At 63.5% G+C, this 11938-nt stretch carries 11 protein-coding genes; 2 read left to right on the top strand and 9 right to left on the bottom strand.

Annotation, left to right across the window (positions count from 1 at the left end; all coding sequences use genetic code 11):
* Positions 1-461: 461 nt before the first annotated feature.
* The 9 genes from B5F19_RS03735 to tsaE all read right to left on the bottom strand — a co-directional run bounded on the left by B5F19_RS03735 (position 462) and on the right by tsaE (position 9343).
* Positions 462-1157: an MBL fold metallo-hydrolase gene (locus B5F19_RS03735; protein WP_087288135.1), complete on the bottom strand. Its 696-nt coding sequence runs from the start codon at positions 1155-1157 to the stop codon at positions 462-464.
* A gap of 38 nt (positions 1158-1195) precedes the next feature.
* Positions 1196-1834, bottom strand: a complete 639-nt coding sequence (locus B5F19_RS03730; RefSeq protein WP_087288134.1) for a YdcF family protein — start codon at positions 1832-1834, stop codon at positions 1196-1198.
* A 31-nt stretch (positions 1835-1865) separates the two neighbouring features.
* A complete protein-coding gene (gene abc-f / locus B5F19_RS03725) occupies positions 1866-3785 on the bottom strand; it encodes a ribosomal protection-like ABC-F family protein (protein ID WP_087288132.1) in 1920 nt (639 codons plus the stop codon).
* 22 nt (positions 3786-3807) lie between these two features.
* Positions 3808-4137 carry a hypothetical protein gene (locus tag B5F19_RS03720; RefSeq protein ID WP_087288130.1) on the bottom strand — a complete coding sequence of 110 codons (330 nt, stop codon included), beginning with the start codon at positions 4135-4137 and terminating at the stop codon, positions 3808-3810.
* 29 nt (positions 4138-4166) lie between these two features.
* Entirely contained in the window at positions 4167-5561 is a 1395-nt protein-coding gene (gene murF / locus B5F19_RS03715) for a UDP-N-acetylmuramoyl-tripeptide--D-alanyl-D-alanine ligase (RefSeq protein WP_087288128.1), read from the bottom strand.
* Between the two features lie 6 nt (positions 5562-5567).
* Positions 5568-6617, bottom strand: coding sequence for a D-alanine--D-alanine ligase (locus B5F19_RS03710; RefSeq protein WP_087288126.1), 1050 nt, complete (start codon positions 6615-6617; stop codon positions 5568-5570).
* 226 nt (positions 6618-6843) lie between these two features.
* A complete protein-coding gene (gene upp, locus B5F19_RS03705) occupies positions 6844-7485 on the bottom strand; it encodes a uracil phosphoribosyltransferase (protein WP_087288124.1) in 642 nt (213 codons plus the stop codon).
* Positions 7486-7521: 36 nt separating this feature from the next.
* Positions 7522-8232, bottom strand: a complete 711-nt coding sequence (gene tsaB / locus B5F19_RS03700) for a tRNA (adenosine(37)-N6)-threonylcarbamoyltransferase complex dimerization subunit type 1 TsaB (protein WP_087288122.1) — start codon at positions 8230-8232, stop codon at positions 7522-7524.
* Between the two features lie 679 nt (positions 8233-8911).
* Complete coding sequence (tsaE, locus tag B5F19_RS03695; protein WP_087288120.1) at positions 8912-9343, bottom strand: tRNA (adenosine(37)-N6)-threonylcarbamoyltransferase complex ATPase subunit type 1 TsaE; 432 nt, start codon at positions 9341-9343, stop codon at positions 8912-8914.
* Positions 9344-9468: 125 nt separating this feature from the next.
* On the opposite strand from tsaE, the gene B5F19_RS03690 reads away from it, so the two are divergent.
* Together B5F19_RS03690 and B5F19_RS03685 are read left to right on the top strand one after the other, a co-directional pair.
* Positions 9469-10650, top strand: coding sequence for an FtsW/RodA/SpoVE family cell cycle protein (locus B5F19_RS03690; RefSeq protein WP_087288118.1), 1182 nt, complete (start codon positions 9469-9471; stop codon positions 10648-10650).
* A gap of 105 nt (positions 10651-10755) precedes the next feature.
* On the top strand, positions 10756-11760 hold the full coding sequence (locus tag B5F19_RS03685; protein ID WP_087288116.1) for a deoxyguanosinetriphosphate triphosphohydrolase: 1005 nt from the start codon (positions 10756-10758) through the stop codon (positions 11758-11760).
* Positions 11761-11938: the final 178 nt, after the last annotated feature.

Here is an 11938-nt window from a genome sequence, read left to right as displayed (position 1 = left end):
AAACGCCCCCGGGGTTCGCTCCGATGAGCACTTCGTGCTCATAGTCACTGCACCCCGGACCCCGTTACGGGGGACGCCCTACTGATCGGTTGTGCCGAATTTTCGTCGCGCAAAATTTGAGTAGCTTTCCGCAATTTCTTCCGGGCCACTGGGCCCTGGGGTTGCAAAAATTGCCGCTGGTGCGGTCCCACAGCTGCGCCTGACTTTACCGGGCTATCGTTCCTGGAGCGTATACGGGCGGGCGCATGATATGCGCCCGCGGGCCGGCCAGTGTCCGGCCCCTACGAAAGGACAGAACGTTTCTACATCCGCCGTAGGGGCGGGTGTCCTCACCCGCCCGCCCTGGGGGAATCTTCTTTTGTAGGACACGGCCTGTTCCGCTTACACGCAAAACGACGTAGGGCGGCACACCGGGCCGCCCGCCGTCCGCAGACGGCGGAATCCCCGGCGGAAAGGGAACGTCACCCCTTCTCCAGCACGCCTCCGTGGTAGCAAATATACCGGGCGCAGGGGACGCCCCGGAGCCGCTCCAGGGAGCGCTCCGCCTGCTCCGGGTCCAGGCAGAACTGGGGATTGGCCACCTCCAGCCGCCCCCCCTCCGCCACGGCGGCGTCTCCGGTAATCAGCACCTGCTCCTGCTCCAGGTAGAGGGAGATATGCCCCGGGGTGTGTCCCGGGGTGGCCAGGACCCGGCACCCGCCGGCCCAGGGGAACCAGTCCCCCTCCTCCACCTCCAGGTCCACCTTCACCGGCCGGGCCGCCCGGAGCCGCTGGCAGAACTGGAGGCCAAAGGCCTTCTGCTCCTCCGGAAGGTGCTCCTGGAGCTGTTCCGCCTGCTCCAAGCGCAGGTTCTTTTTCTCTCCGGAAAGGAAGGGGCGCTCGGTCCTGGAAGCGGCCACCTGGAGCCGGGGATATCGTTGGACCAGCTCAAAAGCCGCCCCCATGTGGTCGTCGTCCTGGTGGGTCAGCAGCAGCTTGGTCAGCTGCTCCGGCCGGACGCCCGCCTGGGTCAGCGCCTCCTCCAGAGCGGCGGAGCATCCTGGATAGCCGCAGTCCACCAGGACCGCGTCCTCCGGGCCAAACAGCACCACCGGGTACAGGCGGTGCTCCATCCCGCCGTAACACTCTGTTATGGGCAGTATACGATAGCGTTCCATCGTTTTTCTCCTGTTTGCCTCAACCTGGGACTGTTCTCCTATCGGTCCAGGAGGAAGGATTTGACCAGGGCCAGCGGCTCCCGGATGTACATTTGAATCCTGGACGGGAGGTGGGAGGTGGGGGCGGCCAGGGTGGAGACCTCCCCGTATCCGAATCGCTCCGCCAGCATCCGGGCCCGGGTGAGGTGGAAGCCGTTGGAGACCACCAGCACGTCCGTCTCTCCCACGTCGATCCCCTCATCCGCCAGCAGCTCTTTGCTGTAAAGGAAATTCTCTTTCGTATTGTGGGACTGGTCCTCCAGGAGAATCCGGTCCTCCGGCACGCCGCCCTCCATCAGATAGTCGGCCATGCACCGGGCCTCGGAGACCGGCTCGTTGCTCCCCTGGCCCCCGGAGGTGACGATGGTGACGTCCGGGTGCTCCTCCCAGTAGTCCAGGGCGGTGTCCAGCCGGTCCTGGAGCAGAATGGAGGGGTGCCCCTCCGGCATTACACGGCAGCCCAAAACGACCATCACCTGGGGGTCGTCCTGGATGTGGTCGTAGGAGCCGTACATCACCGCGCCGAACAGTCCGGCAAACACCAAAATTCCGGCCAGCGCCAGGGCGGCCAGGGCCTTCCACCAGGTGATGCGGCGCTTGCCCCGATAGGCATAGGGACGTTTTCTCTGTAATTTCATCGGCTCATCCCTCCACGGCCTGGGGCCTTGTTCAGCCCCGAGCCTCTTCCAGCTGGGCGGACAGGGTCTCCCAGGCGCCGTACAGCTTCAAAATTTCCTCCTCCAGGGCCTCCCGCTGCTCATACAGCTCCTGGAGTTTTAAATAGTCGGCGGAGGCCTCCTGGATCTGCTGCTCCAGGTCGTACATCTGCTCCTCCGCCTTGGCCACCGCCCGCTCGGCGGCGGTCACCTCTTTCTCCAGGTTCTTGGTGCCGCCGGGGCGCTTGGGCTTCTCCTTCTTCTCCTTGGGCTCCGGGGCCTTCTCCACGGAAACCTGCACGTCGGAGGCAGACTTGCCCGCCGCCCCCCGGGCCCGGGCCGCCTGGTACTCCTGATAATTTCCCCGGAAATCGGTGATATGTCCGTCCTCCAGCATCCAGATGCGGCTGGCGAAGCGGTCAATAAAATAGCGGTCGTGGGAGACAAAGAGCAGGTTGCCCTCGTACTCCTCCACGGCCTCCTCGATCCACTCCCGGCTCTGGATGTCCAGGTGGTTGGTGGGCTCGTCCAAAATCAGGAGGTTGATCTTCTCGTCCATGAGCATGCACAGCCGCAGGCGGCTCTGCTCCCCGCCGGACAGGGCGGACACGGGCTTGAACACGTCCTCCCCCCGGAACTTAAAGGCCGCCAGCCGGTTCCGGGCAGTCTGGGCGGTGCAGTCCTGCTCGTAAATGAGGGTGTCCACCAGGTTCCGCTCCGGGTGGTCAAAGTGGACGCGCTGGGGCAGGTAACCCACCTTTACAGTCGGCCCCATGCGGACCTTTCCGGCGTCCGGCTCCTCCTCCCCCAGGAGAATCTTCAGGAGTGTGGTCTTTCCGCTGCCGTTGTCTCCCAGCAGGGCGATGCGCTCGCCCCCCGCCACCTCCAAACTCAGGTTGGAGAACAGAGTGCGCTCCCCGAAGGACTTGGTCAGCCCCTTGATGGTGAGCACCTCGTCCCCCCGGAACTCCCGCTCCCCGAAGCGGACCTCCATCTTCCGCTCCCTGGTGGGGCGGTCGGTGGTGCGCATGCGCTCGATGCGCTTCTCCATGGACTTGACCCGCTTGAAGGTCTTGTCCATGCCGGAGTAGGCCCAGACCCGCATCTGCTCGGCGGCCTTCTCCAGCTGCTCGATCTTGGCCTGCTCCTTCTCGTACTGGCGGAGCTTCTCCTCGTACCGGCGCTCCTTCTCCACCACGTAGAAGCTGTAATTGCCGGAGTAGAACTCCGCCTTCCCAGCCTGGATCTCCACGATGCGGTTTACCACCTTGTCCAGAAAGTACCGGTCGTGGGAGACGGTGAGCACCGTCCCCTTGAACTTGTCCAGGTACTCCTCCAGCCACTCGGTGGCCCGCAGGTCCAGGTGGTTGGTGGGCTCGTCCAGCAGGAGGATGTCCGTGTCCTCCAGAATGAGCCGGGCCAGGTTCACCCTCGTCTTCTCCCCGCCGGAGAGCTTGTCGAAGAGCTGCTCCCGCATGCTCTGGGGAATGGTCAGGCCGTTGCACACCTTGTTGGTCTTGGTGTCCGTCTCATAGCCCCCGGCGGCCTCAAAGGCGGCGGTGAGCTTGTCGTACCGGGCCAGGAGGGCGGGGTCGGTCCCCTCCCCCATCTGCTCCGCCAGGGCGGCCATCTCCCGCTCCATCTCCCGCAGGGGCTCAAAGGCGGTGGCCAGCACATCCTCCACGGTGTACCCCGCCGGGTAGACGGGGATCTGGGAGATGAGACCCATGCGCTTGCCCGGCGCAATGACCACATCCCCCTCGTCATAGTCCATGACCCCCGTGAGAATGCGGAGCAGGGTGGTCTTGCCGCAGCCGTTGGGGCCCAGCAGACCCACCCGCTCCCCAGTGTCCACCTGGAAGGTAAGTCCGTCTAAAATTTTATGTCCAACCTCAAACTCCTTCACCAGGTTGGAAACTGAAATGTCGATCATAGTGTCCTCGTCGCGTTATTTCTCAGCAATATCCATAGTAGTCCGCCCAGTAGAAGGGACCGACCTCTGTCACAATCCAATTCTCCATGGGCACCAGCGTCAAACGGCTCACCGGGACCGGGTCCTCAATGTGATAAATTGTGGTATTGGGCGGATTGTCGAACCACTTCAAAAAAGCGTCCTCCGGCACAGCCTCCCGCACCTGCATGGTGGCCGCAACGATGGGGTGTCCTCCCCACAGCACAGCCAGCCGCAGCGCTCCCATAGGGGTGAGAAAGAAATAGCCCAGCAGCAGGATGCCGCAGATCAGGGCGGTCAGTTTGACCGCCGTTTTCCATGTCCATGCTCTCATGCCGGTCTCCTCCTTTGTAAAGGGCCCTGTTACCCCTCAGGGGTCAGCTCCACCAGCCGGGCCACCAGCTCCTCCATCTTCATGCCCCGGGAGGCTTTCACCAGGATGGTGCTGTCCGGCCGGACGATCTCCGGAAGGATTTTTTTGGCCTCCTCCTTGTCTTTGCAGTAATAGACCTGGGGCACGCCGCTTGTCTTGGCCCCCTGGGCGATGTGCCTGGCCTCGTCCCCCACCGCCACCAGGCAGTGGATGTTCTGCTTGCCCAGGCACTCCCCCACCTCGGTGTGGAGGGCGGGCGAGTAGGGCCCCAGCTCAAACATATCCCCCAGCACGGCGGCCTTATAGCTGCTGTGGCTGTCGGAGAGCACCCGGATGGCCGCCCGCATGGACTGGGGGTTGGCGTTGTAGGTGTCGTCCAGAATGGTGATGTTCTCCCCCCGCTGCACCAGGTTCATGCGCATGCGGGTGGGGACAAAGCGGGAGATCCCCTTCTCGATCTCGCAGGCGGTGAGGCCGAAGTGCTCCCCCACCGCCGCGGCGATGAGGGTGGGGTAGATCATGTGCTCCCCCAGGGCGGGGATCTTCACCTCCCGGTCCATGGCCGGGGTGGTGAGGTGGCAGTGGATGTGACTCACCCCATCCCCGCCGGTGACCTGAGCCCGGTACTCCGCCCCCTCGCTCCTGCCGCAGAAGACGGTCTTTACCGGGGTGTTCCCCCGGAGGGTGACCAGCAGCCCGTCGTCGGCGTTGAGGATGAGCAGGCCGTTCTCCTTCCGGATGTGGGGCAGCAGCTCGCACTTGGCCTTGAAGATGTTCTCCCGGCTGCCCAGCTTCTCAATGTGGGCGTCGCCGATGTTGGTGATGACCCCCACTTCGGGCCGGACGATGTCCCCCAGGTAGTCGATCTCCCCGAACTTGTCCATTCCCATCTCCAGCACCCCCATCTGGTAGGTGCGGTCCAGGCGGAGCAGGGTCAGGGGCAGGCCGATGTTGTTGTTGAAGTTGCCCTCGGTCTTCAGGACCTTGTACTTCACCCCCAGTACGGCGGCGATCATATCCTTGGCGGTGGTCTTGCCCACGCTGCCCGTCACCCCAACGAAGGGGATGGGGAAGCGGTCCTTGTACCAGGCGGCCAGGTCCCGCAGGGCCCGCTGGGTGTCCTTTACCTTAATATAAAAGCGGTCCTCCCGATAGCTCTCCCGCTCCCGCTGGGTGAGGCAGCCCGCCGCTCCCCCCTCCAGGGCGGAGTTGATGTAGGCGTGGCCGTCAAAGCGCTCCCCCACCAGGGGGATGAACAGGGAGCCGGGGTGGATGTTCCGGCTGTCGGTGTCCACATGGGAGACCGTCTGCTCCAGACCGGCCGCCGGGCCGATGAGGGTCCCCCCCACCGCCTCCAGCAGCTCCCGCAGAGTAATGGCTTCCATGGGCCGTTACGCTCCTTCCTTCCGCACCCGGAGGGAGACCTCCACGATGGTCTCGCACAGCGCGGCGTAGTCAATGCCCACCGCCGCCGCCTCCTGGGGCACCAGGCTGGTGGGGGTCATGCCGGGCAGGGTGTTGATCTCCAAAAAGTAGGGGGTGCCGTCCTGGGTGACGATGAAGTCCGCCCGGGCGTACACCGACAGCCCGATGGCCTGGAAGACGGTCTGAGCCGCCTGGCCCACCTTCTCCTCCCACTCCGGGGGGATCTCCGAGGGGCACACCTCTTTGGCGGCGCCGGGCTGGTACTTGTTCTCATAGTCGTAGAAGTCCGCCTGGGGAATGATCTCAATGGAGGGCAGGGCCTTGCCGTCCAGCACGGCCACCTGGATCTCCCGCCCCTTGATGTACTGCTCCAGGACGGTGCGGCCGCCCAGGGCCATGCTCTCCTCCAGGCCGCGGCGCAGGGCCGCCCGGTCGTGGGCGATGGTCACCCCGATGGAGGAGCCGCTGGCGATGGGCTTGACCACCGCGGGCAGAGGGGTCTGCTCCACCAGCTCCTCCAGGTTGTCCGCCGTGACGGTGACCGTCTCCCACCGGGGGGTGGTCACCAGACCGGACACCAGGCGCTTGGTCATGTCCTTGTCCATGGCGATGGCGGAGGCCAGGCAGCCCGCCCCGGTGTAGGGCACGCCCAGCAGGTCCAGGGCGGCCTGGATGCGGCCGTCCTCCCCGCAGGAGCCGTGGAGGGCCAGGAACACCACGTCGGCTCCGGCGCACAGCTCCAGCACCCCGGGGCCGATGGCGGAGGGGCTCTGGTCCTTCCGGCTCCGGCGCACCTCGTTCAGGTCGGGGGCCTGAGGGCTCACCTTTTTAAACTCCTGGGGGACGGGGGCCTCATAGGGGTCCACGGCGGGGTCGCGCCCCTCCATGCCGAAAAACAGGTCCACCAGGGCCGTCCGGTGCCCCTTGGACCGCAGGGCCTCGCACACCATGGCGCCGGAGGACAGGGAGACGTTCCGCTCCGGGCTCAGGCCGCCGGCCAGTACGACAATTTTCATGGTATCAACCACCTTATACCTGATTTGGTTCTTGGGAAATTTGGAATTCCTTCTTCTCACAGTCTACACGCTGACCATGTATTTTATCACATTCCTTTGAAATACTCAAGACAACAGGCGCATTTTGGACCGCCTGCTTTTGGAAGGAGCGCGGGCGTCCAGCTCCCAGACGCAGAAACTACCAGCGGAGCAGAAGTCCGCCCCGCTGGTAGTTGTCCAAAGCAATTTACTTGGTGCCGAAGATCCGGTCGCCGGCGTCCCCCAGACCGGGGACGATGTAGCCGTGGTCGTTGAGCTTCTCGTCCACGCCGGCCACGTAGATGTCCACGTCGGGGTGGGCCTCCCGCACGGCTTTGATGCCCTCGGGGGCGGCCAGGATGTTCATGAGCTTGATGTGCTTGCAGCCGTAGTTCTTCATAAAGTGGATGGCCGCCACGGCGGAGCCGCCGGTGGCCAGCATGGGGTCCAGGACGATCACGTCCCGCTCGGCGATGTCGTTGGGCATCTTGCAGTAGTACTCCACGGGAGCCAGGGTCTCCGGGTCCCGGTACAGGCCGATGTGGCCCACCTTGGCCGAGGGGATCAGGGTGAGGATACCCTCCACCATGCCCAGGCCGGCCCGCAGGATGGGGACGATGGCCAGCTTCTTGCCGGCCAGCACCCGGAAGGTCCCGGTGGCCACGGGGGTCTTGATCTCCACCTCTTCCGTGGGCAGGTCCCGGGTGGCCTCATAGCACTCCAGGGTGGCGATCTCGGAGACGATCTCCCGGAACTCCTTCACGCCGGTGCGCTCGTCCCGGAGGATGCTCAGCTTGTGCTGCAGCAGCGGATGGTCTAACACATGTACTTTGCTGTCATTTTCATACATTGCAATCAAGCCCCTTCTTTGGTTCATTTTCTTGGGTCAGCGGCCCTGCCGCTCCCGTTCCAGCCGTTCCCGCTCCGCCTGAGACAGGCGGTGGTACACCGGGACCAGGTCCTGTCCTTTGACCAGCTCTCCGGCCCGGGCCAGCTCCACCGCTGCCCGGGCCACCCCCCACGCGCTCTGCATGCGCAGGGGCTCGGGGGCCAGCTCCAGCTGGAGCCCGGCCTCTCGAAGGGTATTATAACACAGCTTGGCCCCGTCTCCAACGACAATTTTCCGTTTTTGGATTTTTTTCAGCTCCTCCCCCAGCTCCTCCAGGGAGATGGCACGGTCGGGGGTCAGCCGCTCCAGCTTTTCCCCGCCGGTCTGGAACAGGGCGTTATACACCTGCTTGCGCCGGGCGTCCATGGCGCACACGATGACCGCGTCCTCATAAAAGGCCAGGGGCCAGGCCATGGACTCCAGGGTGGAGCAGGCCGCGCAGTCCTTGTCCGCCCCCCAAGATAACCCCTTGGCGGTGGCCACCCCGATGCGCAGTCCGGTGAAGGACCCCGGCCCCGCCGCCACCGCGATCACGTCCACCTCCTCCAGGGAGGTCCCGCAGTTTTTCAGCAGGTCCCGGGCCATGGGCAGCAGGGTGCGGCTGTGGGTGAGGCCGCTGTTCTGAAAGTTCTGGGCGATGAGCCCATCCTCCCCCCACAGGGCCGCCGAGCAGGCGGTGGCGGAGGATTCTAAGGCTAAAATTTTCATGGTTGTATTCCTTCTTTGTCTTTTTTCAAGGGGGAGCTGCGCCGTCTGCTTTTTATAAGCCTTCCCCCCAGGGGGAATCGTCCCCTTGATAAGGGGAGTCGGCCCCTAAAGGGGAAGGCTCGGGCGGCTGATAGCCGCCCCTACGGCGAACACAGAAGCCGTCCCCCATTTCGCAGGGGCCGGTCCCAGACCGGCCCGCCGTATCTTGGAACGTCGGGAGGGGCGAGCCCCTCCCCTACGGGTTTCAAGGACACTTTTTCTGAATTTGGGTAGGGGAGCCCCTTGGGGCTCCCTCCCAAATACGCACCGGGAGCGTTGGCTCGGCAAAGCCAGGCGCGGAAGGGAAACCGCACTGGCCGCAATTTTGGAACAGTCAGGCCCCAGTGGGCCGGAAGGAGAGGCAGAAAGTCACTCAGATTTTGCGCGCCGGAAATTTTCTGCCGACTCGCAGGTGCGCATCCCCCGTAAACGGGGTCTGGGGAAAGCGGTCCTATGGGCACGAAGTGCCCGTCGGCCGCGTCCCCAGCGGTTCTTTGGTGACTTTCTGGACGGCCAGAAAGTCACTCGCCGCCCGCAGGCGGCGAAACTCCCCCTTGAATCACAGAGAAGAACCTCGCCCCGCAGGGCGAAACCCTTGTGAAACGCCGTCCCGCACAAAATTTCTTTCCAAACTTCCTTTTTAAAGAAGGTCTGGAGCATTGCGGATGGAGATAACCCTCTGCTCATCGCTCTCCCCCCGCCGGATGTCCACCCAGATGGGCTCCTCCTCAAAAGCGCCCTCGGCGTGCTCGCTCCACTCCACGGCGCACACGCCGCCCCGGGCCAGGTAGTCCTCCCAGCCGATGTCAAAGAGCTCCTCCGGGGAGTCCATGCGGTACAAATCGAAGTGGAACAGGGGCAGCCGCCCCCCCTCGTACTCGTTGACAATGGTAAAGGTAGGGCTGGTCACCCGGTCGATGACCCCCAGACCCCGGGCCAGCCCCCGGGTAAAGGCGGTCTTGCCCGCCCCCAGGTCGCCGGTGTAGGCGATTACGTCCCCCGGCCGCAGCCGGGCGGCCAGTCGCTCCCCCAGGGCCTCGGTCTCCTGGGCGCTGTTGGAAATATACTCCATGGGATCTCCCCCGCGTTCACAAAATGTTTTCAGAATCTTTTTGATTATAACACAGATACCCTTCCCCTTTCCACAAAAAAGTGATAAAATATAGGGCCGTATTCCATTTGACCGGAGGTGAACCTGTGAATACCCTGTTCTCCCCCCTTCAGGAGTTCTGGAAAAAAGGGGACAAGCTCCTTCTGCTCCTGTGTCTGCTGGCCAGCGCCTATGGCGTGGCTCTGATCTATTCCGCCACCCGGTACAATGAGAATGACCGGGAGGTGATCATCCAGATCATCGCCATCCTATTGGGGGTGGTGGTCTATATCCTTTGTACCTTTGTGGACTTTCAGCTGTTCGTGGAGAAAAACTGGAAGTGGCTCTTTGTGGGCAGCGTCCTGTTTATCCTGCTGCTGCTCACTCCCTTTGGCAGTAATGTGGGCGGCAACCGGAACTGGTTGGACCTTCCTTTTCTCCCTATCAACATTCAACCCAACGAGATTGATAAGATTCCCTTCATCCTTCTTCTGGCCCTGTTGATTACCAAGATTCAGGATCAGGGCCGGGACATCGGCTCAGTCCTCTCGGTCCTCCAAATCGGCGCTTATACCGTCTTTATGCTGGGGCTCATCGCCGCCGTGTGCGGCGACATGGGCATGTGCGTGGTGTATACCTTTATTTTCGTCACCATGGCATGGAGCGCTGGGGTGAAGCTGCGCTGGTTCGTGCTGGCAATCGGCGCCGTTGTCATTGGCTTTGCGGTACTCTGGATCTTTGTGCTGCCCAACACAGCCGCCTGGGACAGCGTATATTTCATCAAGCGCATCCGGGTACTCTTTGACCACAGCTTTGAGCCCCTGGGGGTGGGCCTCCAGCAGACCCGCTCCCTCCTGGCCATCGGCTCCGGCCAGATCTTCGGCAAGGGCTACCTGCAAGGGAGCATGACCCAGTCCACCACCGGCGCGCTCCCCGCCCGGGACACCGACTTTATTTTCGCCGTGTGCGGCGAGGAGCTGGGCATGGTGGGCTGTCTGGCCCTGCTGCTCCTCCTCTCCCTCATCATCCTCCGGTGCATCTGGGTGGCCCGAAACGCCAACTCCCCCTTCCACGCCTATGTGGCCATGGGGATGGCGGGTATGCTGCTCATTCAGGTGGCGGCCAATGTGGGGATGTGCCTGTTCGTCTTCCCCGTGATGGGCCTCACCCTCCCCTTCTTCAGCTACGGCGGCTCCTCTATCATCACCCTGTACGCCGCCATGGGCATCGTCTCCAGCATCAAGGCCCGGAACCTGCCCAGCTGGCTGCGGGACCGCTCCGGTCAGTGAGGCGAAAAATTTTCAAATTTTTTTCGGAACCAAGAAGGAAATTCCCTTGTTTTTTCGTATATTGTAGTAGAAGGGTTTTTGCCCGTGGGAAAGGAGGTTCTGCCTATGACGCCCCGGGAACACCGGGAGCAGGTGGAGGCGTCCCTCCTGGGCCCCCGCGCCTGTCAGGCCAAAGACAGCCGCGGCCGCCAGCGCCCGGAGGAGGAGTGTTCCATCCGCACCTGCTTCCAGCGGGACATTGACCGCATCGTATACAGCAAGTCCTTCCGGAGGCTGAAGCACAAGACCCAGGTATTCCTCCAGCCGGAGGGGGACCACTACCGCACCCGCATGACCCACACCCTGGAGGTCAACCGCATCGCCCGGACCATCGCCCGGGCCCTCTCCCTGAACGAGGACCTCACCGAGGCCGTCGCCCTGGGCCACGACCTGGGCCACACCCCCTTCGGCCACGCCGGAGAGCGGCTGCTCAACTCCATTATGCCCGGGGGCTTCGCCCACTACCAGCAGTCTTTGCGGGTGGTGGACCGGCTGGAAAAGGAGGGCGAGGGGCTGAACCTCACCTGGGAGGTGCGCAACGGCATCGTCTGCCACACCAAGGGCCGGCAGGCCGCCACCCTGGAGGGCCAGGTGGTCCGCCTGGCTGACCAGATCGCCTACATCAACCACGACATTGAGGACGCCCTCCGGGGCGGGATCATCTACCCCATGGACATCCCCCTGGCCATCTCCAAAATTCTGGGCTTCACCCACGGGGAGCGGATCAACGCCCTGGTGGAGGACGTGATCACCGCCAGCCGGGACCAGGACGCCATCTGCCAGTCCCCGGAGGTGGGCGAGGCCATGGCCGCCCTGCGGGAGTTCATGTTCGAGAGCGTCTACACCAACCCCCTGGCCAAGGGCGAGGAGGGCAAGGCCCAGGAGATGCTCCGGCGGCTGTTCGAGCACTACCAGAAAAACCCGGACGAGCTTCCCCCCGACTTTCAGGAGATCCGCCTGGAGGAGGGTGTGGACCGGGCCGTGTGCGACTACATCGCCGGCATGACCGATCCTTTTGCCATCGAGCAGTTTACGAAGCTGTTTATTCCCATGGCCTGGACCGTCAAATAGGGCCGGCGATGGGGGCCCCATCGCAGATGGGGCGCGCGCAGCGCGTACAAGCGTTTTCGCCGCAGGCGAAAACCTTGGCGTGGGGCGAATTCACTTCGCCCGAGCATTTAAAATCAAAAGGGCTCCCACGGGGCCCGCCCCGTGGGAATCGGCATGACCGATCCTTTTGCCATCGAGC

It is taken from the genome of Pseudoflavonifractor sp. An184 (genome assembly GCF_002160305.1).
Lineage (GTDB): Bacteria > Bacillota > Clostridia > Oscillospirales > Oscillospiraceae > Lawsonibacter > Lawsonibacter pullicola.
Note: the sequence above shows the minus strand (reverse complement) of the source record. Positions and strands in the feature narration are given on the sequence as shown.